17 protein-coding genes are annotated in these 20261 nt (G+C 75.2%); 8 read left to right on the forward strand and 9 right to left on the reverse strand.

Features of this window, described 5'->3' with window-relative positions:
* Positions 1–95: 95 nt before the first annotated feature.
* Genes cobT through WME96_RS36080 form a run of 4 tightly spaced genes read left to right on the forward strand, consistent with a single transcriptional unit; the run spans position 96 to position 3759 of the window.
* Positions 96–1175 (forward strand): nicotinate-nucleotide--dimethylbenzimidazole phosphoribosyltransferase, encoded by a 1080-nt coding sequence (cobT, locus tag WME96_RS36065; protein ID WP_437286121.1) that lies wholly within the window; start codon positions 96–98, stop codon positions 1173–1175.
* Positions 1172–1939 carry an adenosylcobinamide-GDP ribazoletransferase gene (locus WME96_RS36070; protein ID WP_437286122.1) on the forward strand — a complete coding sequence of 256 codons (768 nt, stop codon included), beginning with the start codon at positions 1172–1174 and terminating at the stop codon, positions 1937–1939. Before cobT ends, WME96_RS36070 begins: the two co-directional genes overlap by 4 nt.
* Positions 1940–1955: 16 nt before the next feature.
* Positions 1956–2609: a histidine phosphatase family protein gene (locus WME96_RS36075; protein WP_437286123.1), complete on the forward strand. Its 654-nt coding sequence runs from the start codon at positions 1956–1958 to the stop codon at positions 2607–2609.
* Positions 2610–2631: 22 nt separating this feature from the next.
* Positions 2632–3759 (forward strand): arginase family protein, encoded by a 1128-nt coding sequence (locus tag WME96_RS36080; protein WP_437286124.1) that lies wholly within the window; start codon positions 2632–2634, stop codon positions 3757–3759.
* A gap of 15 nt (positions 3760–3774) precedes the next feature.
* Here the strand turns inward: WME96_RS36080 and WME96_RS36085 are convergent, their stop codons facing one another.
* Positions 3775–4647 carry a sulfurtransferase gene (locus WME96_RS36085; RefSeq protein ID WP_437286125.1) on the reverse strand — a complete coding sequence of 291 codons (873 nt, stop codon included), beginning with the start codon at positions 4645–4647 and terminating at the stop codon, positions 3775–3777.
* A 176-nt stretch (positions 4648–4823) separates the two neighbouring features.
* Here WME96_RS36085 and WME96_RS36090 point away from each other — a divergent pair, with 176 nt between their 5' ends.
* Entirely contained in the window at positions 4824–6329 is a 1506-nt protein-coding gene (locus WME96_RS36090) for a helicase HerA domain-containing protein (RefSeq protein ID WP_437286126.1), read from the forward strand.
* A gap of 7 nt (positions 6330–6336) precedes the next feature.
* Here the strand turns inward: WME96_RS36090 and WME96_RS36095 are convergent, their stop codons facing one another.
* The 5 genes from WME96_RS36095 to WME96_RS36115 all read right to left on the reverse strand — a co-directional run bounded on the left by WME96_RS36095 (position 6337) and on the right by WME96_RS36115 (position 11882).
* Positions 6337–7881, reverse strand: coding sequence for a serine/threonine protein kinase (locus WME96_RS36095; RefSeq protein WP_437286127.1), 1545 nt, complete (start codon positions 7879–7881; stop codon positions 6337–6339).
* Between the two features lie 187 nt (positions 7882–8068).
* The gene (locus WME96_RS36100; RefSeq protein WP_437286128.1) at positions 8069–9727 is read right to left on the reverse strand and encodes a DUF2254 family protein; all 1659 of its coding nucleotides are present in this window, start codon (positions 9725–9727) and stop codon (positions 8069–8071) included.
* Positions 9728–9845: 118 nt separating this feature from the next.
* Positions 9846–10943 carry a hypothetical protein gene (locus tag WME96_RS36105; RefSeq protein WP_437286129.1) on the reverse strand — a complete coding sequence of 366 codons (1098 nt, stop codon included), beginning with the start codon at positions 10941–10943 and terminating at the stop codon, positions 9846–9848.
* A gap of 229 nt (positions 10944–11172) precedes the next feature.
* The gene (locus WME96_RS36110; RefSeq protein ID WP_437286130.1) at positions 11173–11517 is read right to left on the reverse strand and encodes a hypothetical protein; all 345 of its coding nucleotides are present in this window, start codon (positions 11515–11517) and stop codon (positions 11173–11175) included.
* Positions 11505–11882, reverse strand: coding sequence for a hypothetical protein (locus WME96_RS36115; RefSeq protein ID WP_437286131.1), 378 nt, complete (start codon positions 11880–11882; stop codon positions 11505–11507). Before WME96_RS36115 ends, WME96_RS36110 begins: the two co-directional genes overlap by 13 nt.
* A 248-nt stretch (positions 11883–12130) precedes the next feature.
* On the opposite strand from WME96_RS36115, the gene WME96_RS36120 reads away from it, so the two are divergent.
* The 3 genes from WME96_RS36120 (at position 12131) to WME96_RS36130 (ending at position 15495) form a co-directional block, all read left to right on the forward strand.
* A complete protein-coding gene (locus WME96_RS36120; protein ID WP_437286132.1) occupies positions 12131–13039 on the forward strand; it encodes a tetratricopeptide repeat protein in 909 nt (302 codons plus the stop codon).
* Between the two features lie 70 nt (positions 13040–13109).
* Positions 13110–14534 (forward strand): protein-disulfide reductase DsbD family protein, encoded by a 1425-nt coding sequence (locus WME96_RS36125; protein WP_437286133.1) that lies wholly within the window; start codon positions 13110–13112, stop codon positions 14532–14534.
* 10 nt (positions 14535–14544) lie between these two features.
* The gene (locus tag WME96_RS36130) at positions 14545–15495 is read left to right on the forward strand and encodes a hypothetical protein (RefSeq protein WP_437286134.1); all 951 of its coding nucleotides are present in this window, start codon (positions 14545–14547) and stop codon (positions 15493–15495) included.
* A 252-nt stretch (positions 15496–15747) separates the two neighbouring features.
* On the opposite strand, the gene WME96_RS36135 is transcribed toward WME96_RS36130, so the two are convergent.
* The 3 genes from WME96_RS36135 to ribF are packed head-to-tail and all read right to left on the reverse strand — an operon-like array spanning position 15748 to position 20225.
* On the reverse strand, positions 15748–16719 hold the full coding sequence (locus WME96_RS36135; protein WP_437286135.1) for a hypothetical protein: 972 nt from the start codon (positions 16717–16719) through the stop codon (positions 15748–15750).
* A gap of 58 nt (positions 16720–16777) precedes the next feature.
* On the reverse strand, positions 16778–19165 hold the full coding sequence (locus tag WME96_RS36140; protein WP_437286136.1) for a DUF4912 domain-containing protein: 2388 nt from the start codon (positions 19163–19165) through the stop codon (positions 16778–16780).
* 58 nt (positions 19166–19223) lie between these two features.
* On the reverse strand, positions 19224–20225 hold the full coding sequence (ribF, locus tag WME96_RS36145; RefSeq protein WP_437286137.1) for a riboflavin biosynthesis protein RibF: 1002 nt from the start codon (positions 20223–20225) through the stop codon (positions 19224–19226).
* Positions 20226–20261 lie beyond the last annotated feature (36 nt).

Genomic DNA, 20261 nt, shown 5'->3' on the forward strand with positions numbered 1-20261 from the left:
GAGGGACCTCTTCGGCGGGACGGGCGGCTATCACGGCCTGTCGACACGGTCAACGCGCTTCCCCGGCCTGCCGCGCAAGAGTAGAGAACGCGGACATGGCTTCTCCGCCTTCCTGGGTGTTCCCGGAGCTCGACGCGAGCGCCGCGGACGCGGCGCGCGCGCGGCAGGACACGCTGACCAAGCCGCGCGGCAGCCTCGGCGCGCTCGAGGAGCTCGCCGTCGCGCTCGCCGGCATCCAGGGCGGGCCGCCCGCGAGCCGGCCGGCGGCGGCGGTGCTGTTCGCCGCCGACCACCCCGTCGTCCGGCACGGCGTCTCGGCGTACCCGGCCGAGGTCACGGCGGCGATGGTCGCGAACTTCGCGCGCGGCGGCGCGGCCGCCAGCGTGCTCTGCCGGCACCTCGGGGTCGAGCAGCGGGTCGTCGACGTCGGCGTCGCCCACCCGTACGAGCGCGTCGATCTCGACGGCGCCGGCGCGCACGCGCGGCTGCGGCGCGATCCGGTCGCCGACGACCCCATCTTCGACCTGCGCGTCGAGGACGCGCTCCCGGAGGCGGTCTACGAGCGCGCGCTCCGCGCCGGCGCCGCCGAGATCGACGCGCTCGGGGGCGACACGCGCGTCGTCCTCCTCGGCGAGATGGGCATCGGCAACACCACCGCGGCCGCCGCCATGACGGCGCTGCTCCTCGGGCTCGCCCCCGAGGACGTCGTCGGGGCGGGCACCGGCGTCGCGGGCGACGCGCTGTCGCGGAAGATCGAGGTCGTGCGCGACGCGGTCCGCCGCGTCCAGAGCGCCGACCCGCACCGCGTGGTGCGGGCGGTCGGCGGGAAGGAGATCGCCGCGCTCGTGGGCGCCGCGGCGCGCGCGATCGAGCGGCGGATGGCGGTGCTCGTCGACGGCTTCATCGTCTCGGCGGCGGCGCTCGCGCTCGTCCGGATGGCCCCGCGGGCGCGGGCGGGCATGCTCTTCGCCCACCGCTCGGCCGAGCGCGGTCACGCCAGCATCCTCGCGGCCCTCGACGCCCGCCCGCTGCTCGACCTCGGCATGCGCCTGGGCGAGGCGAGCGCCGCGCTGGCCGCGCTGCCGCTCCTCGACGCCGCCTGCGCCCTTCACGCCGGCATGGCGACGTTCGCGAGCGCGGGCGTGCCCGATCGCGCCTCGCCCGTGCCCTCATGACGACGCCGCCGGTCCTGCGCGGCGCCCGGGCAGCGGCGACGTTCCTCACGCGCGTCCCGGTCGGCGGCTTCCCTTACGCCGAGTCGGACTGGCGCTGGGCCTCGGCCTGGTTCCCGTTCGTGGGCGCCGGCCTCGGCGCCGTCCAGGCCGCGGCGTGGCTGCTCGTCGACCGGGGCGGCGCGCTCGTCGCGGCCAGCGTCGCCGTCGCGCTGGGCCTGCTCCTCACCGGGGCCTTCCACGAGGACGGCCTCGCGGACACGGCCGACGCGCTCGGCGGGGCCTTCGACCGGGCGCGCATGTTCGAGATCCTGAAGGACAGCCGCATCGGCTCGTTCGGCGCCGCGGCCTTGATCGTGGTCCTCGTGCTGCGCATAGCGCTGCTCGCGCGGCTCGACGCCGCGGCGCCTGTCGCGCTGGTGCTGACGCAGTGCCTCTCGCGCACCCCGCCGATCTGGCTGATGGTCGCGCTGCCCTACGTCACGCAGGGCGCCTCGCGCAGCCGGCCGGTCGCGCAGGCGGCGCTGCCGCAGGCGCTCCTCGGCTCGGTCTGGCCGGCGCTCGCGCTCGCCGCCGCGCACGCCGCCGGGGCCGTCTCGGCCGCGGAGGCGGCGGCCATGGTCGGCGCGTCCGCCGCCGCCTCGGCGATCTGCGGCTTCCGCTTCCGCGCGCGGGCCGGCGGGCTCACCGGCGACTTCCTCGGCGCGGCGCAGCAGATCGCCGAGTGCGCGGCGCTGCTGGCCCTCGCGATCGCGCGGGGCGGCTGAGCCGGGGGCGCCGCGCGTGGATCCCGTCCCCTGCGGCCTCGTCGCGTTCCGCCACGCCCCCGTCCCGCTCTCCGGCGTCTGCTACGGCCGCCTCGACGTCGCGGCGGAGCTCTCCGCGGAGGCCGCCGCGGCCGCGATCGAGCGCGCGCTCGCCGATCTCTGTCTGCGCCCGCGCGCCGTCTGGTCGTCCCCGCTCTCCCGCTGCGCCGCCCCTGCGGCCGAGCTCGCGGCGCGCCTCGGGGCGCCGCACGCGGTCGACGAGCGCCTCCTCGAGATCGCCTACGGCGCCTGGGAGGGGCGCGCCTGGTCCGACATCGAGCGCGACGACCCGATCGCGTACGCCGCGTGGCTCGACGGCTGGGAGCGCGTCGGCCCGCCCGGGGGCGAGTCGGCGCTCGAGGTCGAGGCGCGGGTGCGGTCGTTCTGGCGCGCGCTCGGCGCCACGTCCGGCGCGTTCAGCGCGCCCGGCGCGCCCGGCACGTCCGGCGACGTCGTGGATCCGGTCGGCGCGCGCCCGCACCTCCTCGTCGCGCACGCGGGGGTGCTGCGCGCGCTCCGCGTCGTCGCGTGCGGCGCGTCCTGGGTCGAGGCGATGAGCGCGCCCGCGCCCCACCTCGCGCCCGAGCGCTTCCCGCTCCCCGCGCCCGCCCTTTCGCTGGCGGCCCCTTGAGGGGCGCGTACCCTCGTCGAGCATGACCCCGCACGAAGAGCTCGCGCTCCTGCTGCGTCCGGCGGCCGGAGGTCTCTACCTCGTCTCCACCGGGCGCGCCCAGCAGCTGGAGGTCCAGCGGCGGCTCTACGGCGCCACGACCCAGGACGAGGTCGCCGCCCGGTTCCGCGCCTCGCTCGACCGGATCGCCGGCGCGCGCGCCATCCTGCTCGGCATCCCCTCCGACGTCGGCGCGGGGCTCCTCCGCGGCTCCAACATGGGCCCGCAGGCGATCCGGACCGCGCTCCTCGACGCCCACCCGGACTTCCCCGAGCGGGCGCGCGACGTCGGCCTCGTCGACATCGGCGACGTGTTCGTCGTCCCGCAGCTCCTGCACGACGACATGCTGTCGGAGGCTCAGAAGGCCGCCTCGCGCCGCGCCCTCTACCCCGGCGTGCCCGAGCCGGAGGCGTCTCGGCTGCCGGTCTCGCCGCTCTCGATCGCCGAGCGCGCGCTGGATCTCGTCTTCTCGATCAACCTCGGCGTCGCGCCGATCGTGCTTGGCGGCGATCATTCCACGGCCCTGCCGGTCGCGCGCGCGCTCGCCCGCGTGCGCGGCGCGCAGCAGCGGCCGTGGGGCATCGTGCAGCCCGACGCGCACACCGATCTCCTCGAGGAGCGGCTCGGGGTCGCGTACTGCTTCGCCACCTGGTCGTACCACGCGAACGAGCTGGTCGGCCGGGGCGGCCGGCTGACCCAGGTCGGGGTCCGCGCCTCGCAGAGGCCGCGCGAGCACTGGGAGAGCCGCTACGGCGTGCGGCAGTTCTGGGCGGCCGAGTGCCGCGCCGATCCCGCGGCGGCGCTCGACGCCATCGTCGCCCACGTGAAGAGCACCGGCGTCGAGGGCGTGTATTTCTCGAACGACATCGACGGCACGGACGCCGCGTACGCCGACGCGACCGGAACCCCGGAGCCGGACGGCCTCACGCCCGATTTCGTTGTCGCGCTGATCCGCCGCCTCGGGCGCGAGGTCGGCCTCATCGGCGGCGACGTCATGGAGGTCGCGCCGGCGCTCCAGCCCACGCCGGAGAGCGCGGCGCGCACGCTCGCGCTCGCGGTGCGCTACCTGCGCGAGACGATCGAGGCCACGCTCGGCCGCGCGCTCGCCTGACGCTCGAGGAGAGGCTCAGGGCTCGGCGCCCTTCGCCGCGGGCAGGCTGGCGTCCCTGGCCCAGTCGCTCCACGACCCCTCGTAGAGGATCGCGTCCGCGCGGCCGAGCGTCGCCAGCGCGAGCAGGTCGTGGCAGGCGGTGACGCCGGAGCCGCAGTAGCAGACCACGGTGGTCGCCTCGAGCGCGCCGAGGTCGCGGTAGCGCCGCTCGAGCTCCGCGCGCTCGCGGAAGGGCCCGGACGGCGCGCGGAGGTTCTCCGCGAACGGCGCCGAGCGCGCCCCGGGGATGTGGCCCGGCCGCGCGTCGACCGGCTCGGTCTGCCCCTCGTAGCGCTCGCGGGCGCGGGCATCGAGGATCACCGCCGCGGGGTCGCGGCGCAGCCTGTCGACCGCCGCCTTGTCGGCGACCGGCGCGCCCCCGGCGGCGAACTGCATCCGCGGCGCCTCCGCGATCGCGGGCTCGTCGGTCGAGAGCGGGTGTCCCGCCGCGGTCCACGCCTGGAGGCCGCCGTCGAGCACGCGCCCGCCCGGGTGGCCGAAGTACCGCAGCAGCCACCAGAGCCGCGCCGCGATGGCGCCGCCCGCGTCGTCGTAGCCGACGACCAGCGTCTCGGGGCCGACGCCGATCCGCGCGAGCACGCCCGCGAACGCCGCCGCGTCGGGCAACGGGTGGCGGCCCGGCCCTCCCTGCGCCGGGGCGGAGAGGTCGGCGTCGACGTCGAGGTGCACGGCGCCCGGGATGTGCCCGCGGGCGTATTCGTCGGCGCCGCGGCGACCGCTGAGATACCAGCGGCAGTCGACCACGCGGACGCGGGGGTCGGCGGCGTGCGCTGCGAGCCAGGGGACGTCGACGAGGGGGCCTGTCGGCACGGAGAGGGGGTCGCGCATGCGAGGGAGGGTAGCAGCGCGCGATCGGCTCGTGGGAACCGCCCAGGCGGCCATCGCCAGGCCCGTGGGTTCTTTGCCGCGCTCCCCGCTCGACTCGCGCGCGCAGGCGCGCTCGCCTACAGTCGACCGCCGAGCGCGGCCTTCTCCATTCCCCCGGACCGGCGCGGAGCGATCCCGTGAGCCCCATCCTCTCCCTCTGCGACGGCTACCGACTCGACCTGTCCGACTACGCGCGCACCGGCCTGCGCGTCGGCATCTGGGCCTCGTCCGGTCGGGGCAAGAGCTTCGGCGTCGGCGTCCTCTGCGAGGAGCTGCTCGCGGCCGGCATCCCCGTCGTCGCGGTCGACCCCGAGGGCGAGCTCTACACGTTGCGGGAGCGGTTCCGCCTGCTCGTCCTCGGCGGCGCCCACGCGGACCTGCCGCTGCCGTCCGGCGAGCGCGCGGCGGCGCTCGCGCTCGCGCGGGTGCTCGACGAGGGGCTCGGCCTCGTCATCGACCTCTCCGATCAGCCGACGAACCGCGCCCAGCAGGAGGCCGCGCTCCCGTTCCTCGAGCGGCTCTGGGTCCTCCTGTCCGAGCGCCGCGCGCCCGCGGCCCTCGTGGTCGAGGAGGTGCACATCTTCGCGCCCCAGTCCGGCGCGTCGCTCACCTCGGACATCCTGCACCGCTTCGCCAAGCAGGGCCGCAAGCGCGGCGTCCTCCTCGCCGTCGCCAGCCAGCGCACGCAGGCGGTCTCGAAGGAGCTCATGAGCCAGCTCAACTTCCCGGCGATCGGCGGGTTCGAGATCGAGCGCGACTACGACGCCGTGAAGGCGCTCGTCGACGGCCACACGTTCGAGGAGTTCCGCGCCCTCCCGGCCGGCGAGTTCTTCCTGCCCGCCGCCGGGCGCTTCGAGCGCTGGCGCGCCCGTCACACCGCCCACGGCGGCGACGCCCCGAGCTGGACCGGCGAGGCCGCCGGCCCGCCGCGCGCCGCGGACTCGAAGCTGAGCACGCTGATCGACGAGCTGCGCGAGGCGCTGGCGGACGAGCTCGCGGGCGCGAAGGCGCCCGATCCGAGCGCCGCGCTGCGCGCCGAGATCCGCCGCCTCCGGCAGCAGCTCGAGCAGGCCGACGAGGCGCGCAGGGCCGCCGAGGCCGAGACCGAGCGGCTGCGCGTCGCGCTGCAGGTGGCCGGCGTCGTCAAGGTCGTCATCCAGAACGAGATCGTGGCGCGCGTCGCGCAGCCCGAGACCGCCGCGCGACCGCCGGCGGCGCTCGCTCCCGCCGCGCCGCGGCCCCCCGCCCCGGCGGCGCCCGCGCCTGCTCCCGCGCCGGTCGGCGCGGCCGTGAAGGTCGTCGCGAGGCCGGCCTCCCCGTCGCTCCGGGATCTCGCGCTGCCGGTCGGGGCGGTGCTCGAGGCGCGCGGCGTCAAGCAGATGGTGAGCGCCGCGAGGAGCCACGCGCGGCGGCGATCACCCCGGTCGGTGGCGCACGTCGCGCTGGCCGCGAAGCTGCTCGCCGGCGGCGCGGCGCTCACCGCGGAGGAGCTCGCCGCGCGCGGCGGCTCGCGCAGCCAGGTCGAGATCCGGCGCGCCGTGCACGCGCTCGCCGCGCTCGCCCGCGCGGGCTTCGCGTCGATCCAGAGCGGCCGCCACGCGCTGAACGAGGCGGCCGTGCTCCGCGCGATCCAGCTCGGCTGACGGGGGCCTAGCAGCCGGCCACGAAGATCAGCCGGATCGTCGCGAGCGTCCCCAGCACGAGCAGCCCCGCGTAGAAGATCCGCCGCTTGCGCCGCATCTGCTCGGGGCTGAGCCCGGTGCCGCCGGGCTCCTCACCGGGCGCCGGCACCGCGTCGGTGCGCGTCGCCGGCAGCATCCCGGCCGCGAGCGCCGCGCCGGCCGCGCCGGCCGCTGACGGCTTGCTGGCCTCGTGCCCCGCCTCGCCGTCGCCCCCGTCCGCGGCGTGCCTCCGCAGCAGCTCCCCTTCCGGCGTGAGCGGCGTCGCGAGCGCGCGCGGTCGCGGCGGCGCGTCGTCCGGGCCATCGAAGTCGAGGTAGTTCACCGACAGCGAGCCCATGACCGCGCCGGATGGCCGCGGCGCGCCGCTCCTGCGCGCGGGAGGCGCGCTCCGCCGCGGCTCGGGCGACGACGGACGGCCCGACGGACGGTCGGCGGACACGCCGCCCGCCGGCGCCGCCTTCCGCGAAAGACCCGGCGAGCTCAATCCCGGTCCGCTCGCCGGGGGGATCGACGGCGCGGCGTGGCAGCCCGAGCCGCTCGTCGAGCGCGCCCTCGCGAGGTAGCTCTCGATGAGCTCCTTCAGCTCGCGCCGCGCCTCCTGCTCGGCGTCCGGGCCCATCCCGAGGAGGACCTGCTCCAGCGCGTCCGCCAGCGCCCCGGCGCTCGCGGTCCGCTTCTCGACGGAGAACTCGGTCGCCGCGTCGAGCGCGTCCGCGAGCGGCGCGCTCAGCTCGGGCAGCAGCGTCCGCGCGCGTGGGATGGGCGTCGACGCGACCCGCAGGATGAGCTGCGTCTGCGTCTCGGCCTTGCGCACCCGGCTGCCGAGCAGCGCCTCCAGGAGCGTGATCCCCAGCGAGAACACGTCCGCGCGCCCGTCGAACGGCTCGCCGCGCGCCTGCTCCGGCGGCATGTACGGGAGCTTCCCCTTGAACACGCCGCTGTCGGCCTGCTCGCCCCCGCCGCCGGGCACGCGCGCGACCCCGAAATCGGTCAGGCACACGCGGCCGTCCCGCGCGATCAGGATGTTGGAGGGCGAGACGTCGCGGTGGACGACCGCGTAGCGCCGCCCGTCCTCCTCGCACAGCGTGTGCACGGCCTCGAGCGCCCTCGCCATCTCCCGGCCGATGTACGCCACGACGCGCGGCGGGAACGCGCCCACCTTCCTGAGCACGCGATCGATGGCCGGGCCGTCGATGTAGTCGAGCGCGAGGTACACCGAGCCCTCGAAGCTCCCGAGCTCGATCAGCCGGACCACGTTCGGGTGGTCGAGCCGCGCGATCACCTGCGCCTCGGCGAAGAACGACTCGCGCGCGTACGCGCCGAGCTCGGATCTCGGCGCCAGCCGCTTCAGCGCGACGAGCCGCCTCGGGTCGCTGGGCCCGTCCTCCTCGGCGAGCCACACCTCGCCCATCGCGCCCTTGCCCAGCATCCGGATGAGCCGGTACTTGCCGGCGAACAGCTCCCGCTGCGGATCGGGCTCGGCGCTCTTCGGGTGGGGGCGTGAGGCGGCCATCTCGTGATCTGCGGCGCTCGACCTCGACGTCCGTCGAGGCTAGCCCTCCTGCGGCGGGTGGAGAGGGTGCAGGGGAAACACGCCCGATCCTATCGCCGCCCGCGCGCCGCAGGAATCGTCGCGTCCATGCCCGGCGCGGATTCGTCCCGCCCCGACGCCCACCCCAGCGCACCTGCGGGCGCGCCGCTCACTCCTGCGTGTGCTCCTCGCGGATCGGCTCCCGCATGGTCGTCACCGGGAACCACTCGAAGAAGCGGTGGATGAGCTGCCGCCGCTCCGGCTCGATGTACTCGAACACCGCGCCCCGGTCGTTGATCTCCCAGAACTCGTTGCTCGTCACGGCCAGGAGCTCCGCCCGGATCGAGCGCAGCCGGTCGGGCCGCTCGTCGCGCATGTCGCGGTAGATCTTGCGCGCGAGCGCCTCCTCCCCCCGCTGCAGGTAGTACGTGGCCAGCTTGACCTGCGCCTTGCGGACGCCGCGGAGCGAGCGCTCCTGCTGGTCGAGCTCGGCCTCCTTGTCCACCTCGAGGAAGATCCGGAGCAGCTCGTCGCGGGCCGGCGCGTGGACGTCGTACGCGCGCTCGTTGAGCACGCACAGGTCGAACGCGACCGTCTCGGTCAGGAACGCGAGCCCCATCGCGTGCGCCGTCTGCGCGTAGTACTTGAAATAGCGCGCGATATCGAGGACCTGCTCCCCCCACCCCGCCTTGAGCAGCTCCTCCGCGAGGTAGCGGTACTGGTTCAGGTTGTTGTAGGCCGCGGCGATGTCCTTCGCGTTGAGCGCCCGGCGCATGTAGGTGTTGAAGAACTTCACCACCACCGCGACGGCCGCCCGGTCGCCCGCGGCGATCGCCGTCTGCCCGATGTACCGGGTGTCGATCGCGATGCGCGTGATGAGGTCGGGCATCGCGGTGAGCGCCTCGCGGTAGACCATCAGGAACTGGCGGAGCGCCTTGTATTCGAGCCAGGTCCGCGTGGTCGAGAGCTTGCCGAGCGCCTCGGCGTTCATGCTCACGAAGTCGGTGTCCTTCGCGAGGCGGTCGCGGATCTGGAACCAGCGCTCGTCGAGCGTCGCCTTGTGGGGCAGGTACGCGACGACGAGCTCCGACAGCGAGTCGACCGTCTTCGACGCGATCCCCTTGTCCTTCTGATCGATCGCGTTGAGCGCCACGTCGGCCAGCTGCTCCAGCGCCGAGAGCGCCATCACCCGCCGCTCGTCGATCGCGTCCTCGCCCTCGCCGCCCGCGGGGCGCAGCGCCTGCTCGACGCCGCTCCGCTTGATCCGCCCGACCACGTTGTCGGGCTCGACGAAGTCGAACACGTACCCGAAGTAGGGCGCCATCATGAGCAGGCTCGCGGTGAGCAGCCCCATGGTGACGAGGACGCCGTAATACGGGACGAACGCGTGCTCGGTCGAGCCGCCCCCGCCGACGCGGATCGAGAAGTTGATCCACAGCGAGAACACCGCGCTGACGACGAAGAAGCCCATCACGAGCATGTTCGTCCGGTCGCGGAAGAACATCTCGGTGATCCGCGGCGTGTACCGGTTCGCCGCGAGCTGCACGATGATGGAGGCGACCGTGATCACGATGCCGAGGATCGCGGCGATGACCTCGCCGATGCCGCCCATGATGTGCTCGGCGTCGTCCGGCGACATGTGCGCGAACACCTCCCAGAACGGCAGCCCCTGGTTCCCGCGCCGCGCGAGCTCGAGCAGGTAGACGACGGCCAGCGTCGCCATGCTGACGCCGAGCGGATACGTCATCGGCCGCAGCCAGATGCGGGCCACGGCCGCGCCCCTGCGGCGCTGCCCCTCGGCGTCGGCCGCGGGCTGCCCCAGGCTCATGAGGTACTCGCCGGTCGATCGGCGCGCCTGTCCGCGCGCCTGATCACCACGCGCCTGATCATCACGCGATGGATCCCCCCGCCTTCTCACGCGCTCGCACCGCCGGGCGGCAGCCCGCCTATTTCTTCTCCGGAGGGCTGTCGAGATCTTCCGCGAGGTAGCTGAGGATCACCTCGTCCAGCGACTTCTCGCTGATCAGGTCCTCACCGAAGATCGAGGCGCCCTCCGCGGGCCGGTTGGTGGCGAAGATGCTGGCCGGGCGCGAGGCCGCGTAGCGCCCGGAGCCGGGGCCGCCCGAGTAGTGCTCGACAGCGACCGTGGCCGCGGGCGGCGCCGCGGGCTGCTCCGGGTGGACGTTGCTGTACACCCCGGCGCCCGACGACGCGGACTCGGTCCGCCGCCCGATCACGGACGCGGGCGGCGGGGGGAGGTCCTGGATCTGCTGGAAGAACGGCGTCTGCGCCTCGGCCGCGGCGCGCTCGAGCGCGTCGAGATCGAGATCGATCGACGGCTGCTCGTGCTTGATCTCCGGGGGCGCCGGGCGCACGGCCCTGCTGCCGGCCAGCGGGCTGCCCTGGCGCCCGCTGCCGACGTTGCCGAGCCCCTGGAGCGCGCCCGGATCCAGCTCGAGCCGCGGGCGCGGGCTGGCCGACGCGGGCGCCGGCTCGGCCGCCGGAGCGCGCGGCGGCGCGGCGGCGACGGGCGCGGCGGCCGGCCGGGCCGCCGGCGCGGCGGGCCTCGGCGGCGGCGTCGGCGCCGGGGCGGGCGCCGCGGCGGGCTTCGGGCGCGGCGCCTCGGGCGTGAGGGGCCGCGACGGCGGGGGCGCCTTCGGCGCGCTGGCCACCTCGGGCGACGACGGCGCCGGCGGCCGCGCCGGCTTGCTCTGCTCGGCGGCGGGCGGCGCCGCGGCGGCCGCCGACACGGGCGGGGCGGCCGTGTCGTCGAAGAGGTAATCGAAGTGGCCGTCGCGCAGGGCGATGAACATCGCCTTGTGCTGCTCCTTCATCATCCCGCGCACCGTCTCGGCGAGCGTGGCCTGACCGACGTGCTCCGCGTACGACGTCTTCGTCGTCTTCAGGATGCGGCCGCCGTCGGCGAAGAGGTGCGTGATGATGTGAGGATGGCGAATGCCCGAGTCCTCGGTCTGTATGTGGAACAACCGCCCCTTGTGCCGGACGTTGTTGTTGAAGCCGAGCAGGGGCGACGGGGCTTTCACGACAGGCAATCCGAGGGTGGGGAGGTGAGGAGATCGCGCCAGAGGGGAGCGCTCGCCACGGCCGAGACTATCACAGCGCGGCGCGCCCGGAACGATTCGCAGCGCGCGTCGTATCTTCGCCCAGCCCAGCGTCCACGCTGGTCGACGGCCGGGCGGCGCGGGTCCGCGCAGGGTTCACGCCGGGGGCGCACGTCGGAGCCGGCCGCCCGCCGGCCGCGGGCCCGTCATTTCAGGGCAGACAGCGCTCCAGGTCGTCCGCATTGCCCGCCTGGAGGGCGCACGCGACCTCCGCCTGCGTGAGGTCGGCTTCGCAGCGGACGAACCCGCGCTCGCCGGCCGCCTCCCGCGCCAGCGCCTTCCGTTCGGCGACCTGGGCCGCGGCGGGCTCAGGCGTGGCCGCGCGCAGGACGAGCTCGACGTAGCGATCGAGGAGCGCGGCGCACTCGTCCGGAGAGGGGCGCGGGGCGAGACCGCGGAGCACGGCGCGCCCTGCGACAACGCCGACCACGAGCAGCACGATCGCCAGCGTCGCCAGGACGTCGGCGCGCGTCGCCGGGCGCGTCACTCCAGGCATCGATCGACCTGCTCCGGGGTCGTCGCCTGCCGGACGCACGCCATCGCGGCGTCCGTGATCCGCCGCCCCACGCACCGGTCGATGAGGTCCTTGCGGGCGTCCCGCACCGCCGCGATGCGCTCCTCGACGATCTTCGGATCCACGATGTTCTGGGTCCGGAGCTCGATCTCCGCGCTCCGCTTGAAGATGGCCTCGCACTCCTCGCGGCCCGCCGGGTGCCCGCACCCCGCCGCGAGCGGCAGCCCGACGAGCAAGGCCAGGAACGACGCGAGCCCGAGGGCCGAGCCCCGACCCGGGCTGCCGGAGACCGTGGAGACGGAACACCGCCTCGTCTGAAGCGAACTGAAGCCAGGGCGGCGACGCATGGCCGCGACGATGGCGCCATGCCTGTCAGGGCGCAACTGTCAGGGCGAATCAGGGTGAATCAGGGCGAATCAGGGTGAATCAGGGCGAATCGGGGCGAATCGGGGCGAATCAGGGTGTGAACGCGCCCAGCGGCCAGGGCGCAGCCGTCGGGGTGCCACCGCGCCCGGCGGCCGGTCGCGCCCGAGTCAAGCCTGGAAAGCTCGCGTCTTGCTGGAACGCCTGTCCAGGTCTGTTAGAATTGCTTTCTGTGCGCAAGGCGAGCGAGCACGGTGACAGCGTGGGCGGCGCTCGAGCCGTCCGTGGGGGCTCCGGCGGTGCGTCGCGGCGCACGAAGCCGGGGGCGGGGGCCATTGCTGGCAGCGGGGGCGAGGCGGGCCTGGAGGACGCCCCACGAAAGAAGCGGCCCAGCAGCGCGCCGCGGCGGCGGGCGCCGGCGGCGTCGCTGACGCCGGAGGAGATGCTCCGGCGCGCGCTCGGCGCGGAGACGCCGCGCTCGCGCGCGCTGTGGGCGCGGCGGGGCCTGTCGCTCCGGGGGCCGCTCGACAGGACGACGCAGGCGATGCTGCTGAGGCAGCTCTACCTCGCGTACTTCGAGACGCGCCGCTTCGAGCGGGCGTCCGAGGTGGCCGAGCAGATCGTGGCGCTCGGCGTGCTGAGCGACGTCGCCCACCAGGACGCCGCACGGGCGAAGCAGGCGCTCGGCGACATCGAGGGGGCGGTGGGCCACCTCCGGCTCGCGGCGCGCACGGGGCCGGCGAGCCGCCGGGCGTTCCACTGGTGGACGCTGGGCAGCGTGTACCACCTGGCGCGCCGGTACGACGAGGCGATCGGCGCGCTCACGCGGGCCGCGCGCTGGGGCACGCGGGACAAGCCGCTTTACCAGGGGCACCTCGCCGTCGTGCAGTGCGAGAGCGGCAGGACGGTGGAGGGGCTCGGCGCGCTGATCGACCGGCTCTCCGAGGTGCCGGCGGGCCAGGGATACGGCCGGTTCGTGCTGGGGCAGATGGCTTACTTCGACCGTCGCTGGGACGAGGCCAAGAAATACCTGGAAGCCTTCGTACAGCGGAGCACCTCGGGCAGGGCGGCGGTCGCCATCGCGCTCGGCGGGGAGATCGAGGCGGCGCGTCAGACGCTGGCGACGATGGCGAAGCGCTGACGGCGGTCCGAACGGAAGACGTAGGGAGCGCGCCGCACGACGGCGATCGCTTTGCTATAGAACCTCCGTCATGACCGCTTCGACCCGTCTCCAGGGAAGCGCCGGCGCCGCGCCGGCAGGTCTTCAGCACGGCGCGCGCGGCGCGCTCGGCACGTCAGGTCGCGCGCTGGCCGCGCTGGTCGCGCTCGCGGTGCTCGCGTGCCCGGGGCTCGCGCTGGCCGCCGACGAGCCGGATCTGTTCACCCGCGGTCTCCAGGCCGGCCCGCTCTTCGCGGGGCTCGCCGCGCTCGCGGGCGGCCTGCTCACGTGCCTCACGCCGTGCGTCTACCCGATGATCGCCATCACGGTGAGCATCTTCGGGGCGCGGGAGGCGAAGTCCCGGCGCGAGGCGATGCTGCTCTCGACGAGCTTCGTGCTCGGCATCGTCGTGCTCTTCACGGCGATGCTCGTGGTCGCGGCGCTGACCGGGAGCCTGTTCGGCAGCGTGCTCGCGAACCGGTGGGTCATCGTCGGCATCGCGATGGTGTTCATCGCGCTCTCGCTGTCCATGTTCGGCGCCTTCGACATGACGCTGCCCGACACGCTGATGCAGCGGCTCTCGCAGGTCGGCGGCATCGGCTATGGCGGCGCGTTCCTGCTCGGGCTGGTGAGCGGCCTCGTCGCCGCGCCGTGCACCGGGCCCGTCCTCACCGGCATCATCCTGTGGATCGGCAAGACCCAGAGCATCGGCCTCGGCGCGCTGGTCGGCGCCACCTTCTCGATCGGGCTCGGCCTGCCGTTCTGGCTGGTCGGCACGTTCGCCGTCGCGCTCCCTAAGGGCGGCAAGTGGATGCTCGGGGTGAAGTCGTTCTTCGGGATCGTGATGCTGATCGTCGCGCTCTATTTCCTGAAGACGACGTTCCCGGCGCTGTCGTCGCTCGCGCGGCCCACGCCGCAGTTCATGGCGGTGATGGCGGGCCTGGTGGCGCTCGGCCTCGCGCTCGGCGCGGTGCACCTGTCCTGGGACGACGGCGGCCTCGGGGTGAAGGTCCGCAAGGGGCTCGGGATCGCGCTCACGGTCGCCTGCGGCTTCCTGCTCGTCGCGAGCCTGGACCTGCCGCGCCTCGCCTCGCCCGTCCCGGCGGCGGTGGCCGGCGAGGCCGCGCCGCGGCAGCTCACGTGGCTGCACGAGGAGCCGGTGGCCGTCGCGAAGGCGAAGGCGGAGAAGCGGCCGCTGCTCGTGGATTTCACCGCGGAGTGGTGCGGCGCCTGCAAGCAGCTCGACAAGGACACCTTCTCGGATCCCCGCGTGATGGCCAAGGCGGGGCACTTCGTCGCGGTGAAGGTCGACGCGACGGACGACGAGGATCCGCAGGTCGACGCGGTGAAGGGCAAGTACAGGGTCGTCGGCCTGCCCACGGTGGTGATCTACGACTCCACCGGGGCCGAGCGGAAGCGCTTCAACGACTTCGTCGGCCCGGACGTGTTCCTGGCCGCGCTCGAGGGCATCCAGTAGCGCCGCGACCATGCGCCCCTCCCTGCTCGCCGCCCTCGCGCGCGGCTTCCTCTGCGCCCTCTGCTTGCTGGTGGTCCTCTCCGGCTGCAGCGTCGGGGCACCGCCGACCGGCACCGTGGTGGTCGGGGTGACGAGCGAGCTGCTCCCGGGGGTCGACATCGACCGGCTGCGCGTGGTCCTGCGCGCGGCGGGCGAGCTCGTGCGCGACGACGTGATGACGCACCGGAGCGGGCAGCTCTTCTTCCCCCGGGAGTTCGCCTTCGAGGACCTCGACGACCTGACGGCGGTGGAGATCTCGCTGGAGGCGTTCGGGGCCGAGGACCCGGACAGGCCGGTGCTCGTCCGCACCGCGATGACCCAGGTGACCGGCGGCCGCACGACGCTCCTGGAGCTGCGCCTCGAGCGGGAGTGCGTCGTCGCGCCCGGGGCCGCCACGTGCCCGGCGCCGCAGACCTGCGTCGCCGGCGGCTGCAGCGCTCCCTTCGTGGATCCCCGGCAGCTCGACCCGTACGACCCGTCGTGGAAGGCGGACGCCGAGCCGGACCTCTGCAAGCCGGACGGCGCCGGGGCGCCGGTGGTGGTCGTCGGCGAGGGGCAGGCCGACTACTTCCCGCTCGAGGATCTCGATGAGGTCCAGGTCGAGGCGGGACCGCAGGGCGGGTACCACATCTTCATCGCCACCCGGATCAAGAACCTCCGCCGGTCCGGCTCGACCACCGTGGTGAGCGGCGTCGTGCCCGAGCTCGACACCACCATCGAGCCGCTCCGGGTGATCTTCACCCTGGACCAGGACGAAGGCGGCTACTGCAAGCTCCCGGGGCTGCGGTTCCGGCTGGACGGTGAGCGGGAGATCGAGGAGCTGCTCGGCAAGGTCGTGGACGTCGAGGTGACCGTCACCGACACCGACGGGGACACAGGGACCGGCAAGCGGAAGGTGACGCTCTCGGAGACGATCCTGTAGCCGCTGGTACGCAGGTCAGAAATCCTGCCAGGGACCTGCCTCGCGAGAGGAGAGATTCAACGCAAAGGCGCAAAGGCGCCAAGACGCAAAAAAGCATGAATTATTGCGTCTTTGCGTCTTTGCGTCTTTGCGCCTTGGCGTTGAAATCTCTCTCCGGATCCTTGGCCAGACTCCTGGTGGGCGGAGCCAGCGGGGCGCAAGGCGAGTGCAAGACGGACGGTGAGCACGGGCGTGCGAGGGCGCGCTCCGGGGTCACTCGCGCGCGGCGCGCCAGCGCGTCATCCAGCCGCCGGTGAGCAGATCGAGGGACGCCTCGGCTTCGAGCACCTCCAGCGTCGCGGCGCGGTGCTCCTCGGGGCTCCGGCCCGGGTCTGCCGCGAGCGCGACGGCGCGCTGCCACGCGAAGAGCAGCTCGATGACGCGCGCCATGAGCTTCGCTTGCAGCTCGGCGCGCTCGCGGCGGAGGCGCTCCAGGGCGATCTCCTCGTCGACGAAGACCAGGCGGTCGAGCCGCCAGGTCGCGCGCGCCTCGAGCCAGAGGCTCGTGCCGCCGGAGGCCGTCCTGCGCGCCGGGTCGTACTCGGTGGGCGCCAGGTTCTCCGCCTCGTCGACGAGGCGCGAGACGCGGAGCCGGAGCTCCGGGAGCAGCGACGACGTCCGGGCGCGCGAGGCGAGCGCGTCGATGCGCGCCCCCGGGTCGAGCAGGCGCGCCTGCCGCAGCGCCGCCTCGACGGCCGCGCGCGCCATCGCCGGCGTGACCCGGACCGGCAGCGGGAGCTGCGGCTCCGCCTCGGCGGGCGGCGCGGGAGGCGCCTCGGGGAGCTCGAGCGCCGGCGTGGCGCCGGGCGCGCCCCGGGCCTCGGCGGCAGGCTTCAGCCGGGGCGCATCCGACTCGGCGACGGAGGAGGGAGGCGGCGCGCGCGGGCGATCGGACGTCCGCTCGAGGGGGATGCTCGCGAGCAGCATGCCGCTGACGGAGCGCTCGCCGCGCTCGAGCCGAGCGACCCCGAGCTGGACCGCGATCCAGAGCGGCTGCGCGCGCCCCGGCGACGCAGCCCAGAGCTCGTGGGGCGCGGTGTCGAGGCGGTCCATGCGCGGGTCGAGCGCGGTGGGCTCGTCGTCGGAGAGGAGGTCCGCGCGCGCCTGCGGCGCGGACAGGGCGCACGCGAGCGCGCCGAGGAGGAAGAGGGCGGAGCGGTGGAGGGATCGGTGGTTCGTTTGCACGCGAGCTGGGTCGACGGCCGCGCGTCGCCAGTTGCGTGCGACGGGCCGCGCGGTTCGCTCAGCGGCCTCCGGACCGCGTGCGCGCCCCGGTGACGAAGCTTCGCCAGAGCTCGGTTCCGCCGCCCAGGGGGCGTGCCCATCCCGCGCCCGGGCGCGGCTCGCTGCCGCCGCCCAGGCTGCGCAGCTCGCTGCCGCCGCCCAGGCTGCGCAGCTCGCTGCCGCCGCCCAGGCTGCGCAGCTCGCTGCCGCCGCCGAGGGACTGAGCCCCCTCGGCGCCGATGCGCCGGAGCGCCTCGCTGGCGTGGGGCGGACCGCCGCGCCCGAGCCCGGGCCCGACGCCCCCGCCACCCCGCCGACCGAGCTCGCTGGCCCCTCCGCGGGTCGCCGCGACCGCCTGCGCGATCGCCTCCGGGGTCGGCACCGTCCCCGAGGGGAAGCGGGGTGGGCCCTCGCTGGCCCCTTCGCGGGTCGCCGCGACCGCCTGCGCGATCGCCTCCGGGGTCGGCGCCGTCCCCGAGGGGAAGCGGGGAGGCTCCGCGCCCGGGGGGAGGCGCCCCGTCTCCGCGGCGCCCGGCGCGCCGTGGCCGGTGGTGCCCACGTCGACACCGGGCCCCTGGAGCGGCGCCGATGCGGCGGCCCCGGGTGCGGCGCCGTGGGGCGAGGCCGATGCGGCGGCCTCGGTGCGCGCGTCGCCCGCCACGAACGCGACCGCCTCCGCAGATGCGGCCGTGCTCGCGGAGGGCGCGGCCGCCGCCACGTCGCGGCTCGCGGCCGGCGTGGCAGCCTGGGAGGCGGTGTCGCCGCCCCGGGCCGGCGCGGCGGCCTCGGTGTCCGCCTCGCCGCTCGCGACGGCCGCAGCTGCCTCCGCAGCGACGTCGCCGCCGCTCGCGGCCGGTGCTCTCGAAGGCGGCGCAGGCGCGATCGCCGGCGCCGCGTCCGACGCCGCTCCTGCCACGGTGGAAGGTGTCCCGCCCCCACCGCTGACCCCCGAAGGTTCCATGGACACTGTAGAATCGTCGAGCGCGCCGGATGCCGTGGAGTACACCTCGCCGGCGGTCCCCTCGACGTGCGGCTCCGAACCGCTCGAGGCGGTGAGGCTGCCCGATAGGAACTCGTCCGCCAGGGCCGCGGGCTCGAGGGCGACGGGCTCTTCTGGGGACGGCCTCGGCGCGACCGGCAGCGCGCGTGGCGCGGCGACCTCGAGGCCCACCGCGAAGGGCTCGAACGCGTCGCCGGCGAGCCAGCCTGTGCACATCCGGAGGTGCGCGCCGGCCGGGATGTCGCGCACGAACATGTCCCCGAAGAGCGCGTCGATCGCGAGATCGCGCTGCTCGACCACGGGCCTCTCCCAGCTCGGTAGCACCGCGACCACGCGGATCACGAGCTGCCCATCCGGCCGACGCGCGCGCGCTCGCGCGAGCGTCCTGGGGCGCACCTCCCAGTAGAGGTAGAGCGTCTCCGGATCGACGGCGAGGCCGACGATCTCGTCGACGTCGTATCGCGCCGGCATCTCCGTCCGCTCGTCCTGCGCGACCGCCGCGAGGCTCAGCGCCGCGCCCGCGCCGCTGTCCTCCGCGACCGGCGATGCCTGCGCCGGAGCCTCCGCGGGCGGCAGATCTCGCGGCGACGGCACCCGAGCGACGGCAGGCGCTTCGAAGACGGCCTGCGGCTGCCCGGCCTGCTCGTCGGCGGCCGGGGCCTCGACCAGCGCGACCGAGCCGGGGGCCTCCGCGCCCGCCACGCCGGCGGCTTCCGGAGCAGCGCCCTTCGTGGCCTCTGCCTCTGCCGCCTCTGCGTCTGCAGCCGCCGCGCCCGCCACGCCGGGAGGCTCCGGAGCAGCCACCGTCGCGTCTGCCGCTCCAGCGTCCTCTGCGCCAGCGTCCTCCACGTCGGCGGCCTCGTCCGCCTCCTCCTCTTCCGCCTCCTCCTCGTCCGCCTCCTCCTCTTCCGCCTCCTCCTCGTCCGCCTCCTCCTCGTCCCTCGCCGCCGCGCCCGTTCCTTCCTCCTGTTCGCGCTGCGCCTTCTCGATCAGCCGCGCGCGGAGCTGCCGCGCCTCCTCGTGCTGCGGCGCGCGCGCGAGGATCTCGTCGAGCACCGCGATGGCGCGGGCCGTGTGCCCCTGCGAGGCGTAGATCTCGGCCAGCGTCGTCGTGGGCAGCGGCGGCGGCGGGGGCGGCGGCCACTGCTCGGGCGGGGGCTCGCCGCGCAGCGCGCGCGCGGTCTCCGGCATGTGCAGGCCGCGCTCGACCACGCGCGACAGCAGATCGCGCGCCCGCCCGAGGAAGCCGCGCACGCGCGCCCGCTCCGGCTCGCTCTGCGCGGCGCGCGCCAGGATCTCGTCGACGAGCTCGGCCTTCGTGAGCACGCGCGGCCGCGGCACCCCGAGCCCTTCCGCGCGCGCTATCAGCTCCTCCCGCGTCAGCCCGTCGAGCTCCCGGCGCTCCATCGCCGGGGACGCTACCACATCCGACGCGCGCCCACCGTCGCGCGGCCGCGGACGCCGCTCAGCGAAACGCGCCCTCCGCCGCCGGATCCTCGACGAGCGACGCGAGCCGCGCGCGCGCGGCCTCGGCGTCGCGCGCGATCTGCTCCTTGAGCTCCGGGAGCCCGGAGAACCGCCGCTCCTCGCGCAGCCGGGCGATCAAGTGCACGCGCAGCGCCGCGCCGTAGAGATCCTCGTCGACGTCGAAGAGGTGCACCTCGAGGTTCGGCCGCGCCTGCTTCGACGCGTCGACCGTCGGCCGCACGCCGACGTTCGCCACGCCGCGGGCGAGCGCGATCGCGCGGCCCGACGGGGTCACCCGATCGACCAGCGTCGCGTAGACGCCGAACGGCGGGAGCGCCTCCTCGATCTCGTCGAGGTTGCACGTGGGGAAGCCGATCGTCCGCCCCCGCTTGGCCCCTTGCGCGACCACGCCGGACAGCATGTGCGGGCGGGACAGCATGTGCTCGGCCGCGCCGAGGTCCCCGCGCGCGATGGCCGCGCGGACGCGGGTGCTCGACCACGCCCCGTCGGCGTCGCCGACGAGCGGGTGCGACCGCGTCTCGAAGCCGAGATCCTCCCCGAGGCGCCCCAGCGTCGTGAAGTCCCCGGCGCGCCCGTGGCCGAACCGGAAGTTCGCGCCGACGAGCACGACGCGCGCGGCGAGCCGATCGAGCAGCACGCGCCGCACGAACTCCTCCGGCGTCTGCGCCGCGAACGCGCGGTCGAACGTCACCACGTCGACCCGGATCGCCGGCTGCACGCGGCGGATCAGCTCGACCTTGCGCGGCAGCGCCGTCAGCGTCGGCGGCGGGGTGCGGCCGAGGACGCTCGCCGGGTGCGGCGCGAACGTCAGCGCCACCGGATCGAGCCCCCGCCGCTCCGCGTCGAGCGCGGCGTCGGCGAGCAGCGCCTGGTGCCCCCGGTGAACGCCGTCGAAATTGCCGATGATGACGAGGCTGCCCCGCGGCTCGACCGCGGCGCGCCCCCCCTGCCCGCCCGAGGCGGCAGCGAGATGCTCCACAGCCGCTACCTAACCCGAAGCCGCGCCGAACGAAAA

Origin of the sequence: Sorangium sp. So ce406, from assembly GCF_051474675.1 — a bacterium.
Lineage (GTDB): Bacteria > Myxococcota_A > Polyangia > Polyangiales > Polyangiaceae > Sorangium > Sorangium cellulosum_G.

Coding starts and splice junctions, on each gene's coding strand:
- cobT (WP_437286121.1), top strand. CDS start 96: ATGGCTTCTCCGCCTTCCTGGGTGTTCCCGGAGCTCGACGCGAGCGCC.
- WME96_RS36070 (WP_437286122.1), top strand. CDS start 1,172: ATGACGACGCCGCCGGTCCTGCGCGGCGCCCGGGCAGCGGCGACGTTC.
- WME96_RS36080 (WP_437286124.1), top strand. CDS start 2,632: ATGACCCCGCACGAAGAGCTCGCGCTCCTGCTGCGTCCGGCGGCCGGA.
- WME96_RS36085 (WP_437286125.1), bottom strand. CDS start 4,647: ATGCGCGACCCCCTCTCCGTGCCGACAGGCCCCCTCGTCGACGTCCCC.
- WME96_RS36095 (WP_437286127.1), bottom strand. CDS start 7,881: ATGGCCGCCTCACGCCCCCACCCGAAGAGCGCCGAGCCCGATCCGCAG.
- WME96_RS36100 (WP_437286128.1), bottom strand. CDS start 9,727: ATGAGCCTGGGGCAGCCCGCGGCCGACGCCGAGGGGCAGCGCCGCAGG.
- WME96_RS36110 (WP_437286130.1), bottom strand. CDS start 11,517: ATGCCTGGAGTGACGCGCCCGGCGACGCGCGCCGACGTCCTGGCGACG.
- WME96_RS36115 (WP_437286131.1), bottom strand. CDS start 11,882: ATGCGTCGCCGCCCTGGCTTCAGTTCGCTTCAGACGAGGCGGTGTTCC.
- WME96_RS36125 (WP_437286133.1), top strand. CDS start 13,110: ATGACCGCTTCGACCCGTCTCCAGGGAAGCGCCGGCGCCGCGCCGGCA.
- WME96_RS36130 (WP_437286134.1), top strand. CDS start 14,545: ATGCGCCCCTCCCTGCTCGCCGCCCTCGCGCGCGGCTTCCTCTGCGCC.
- WME96_RS36140 (WP_437286136.1), bottom strand. CDS start 19,165: ATGGAGCGCCGGGAGCTCGACGGGCTGACGCGGGAGGAGCTGATAGCG.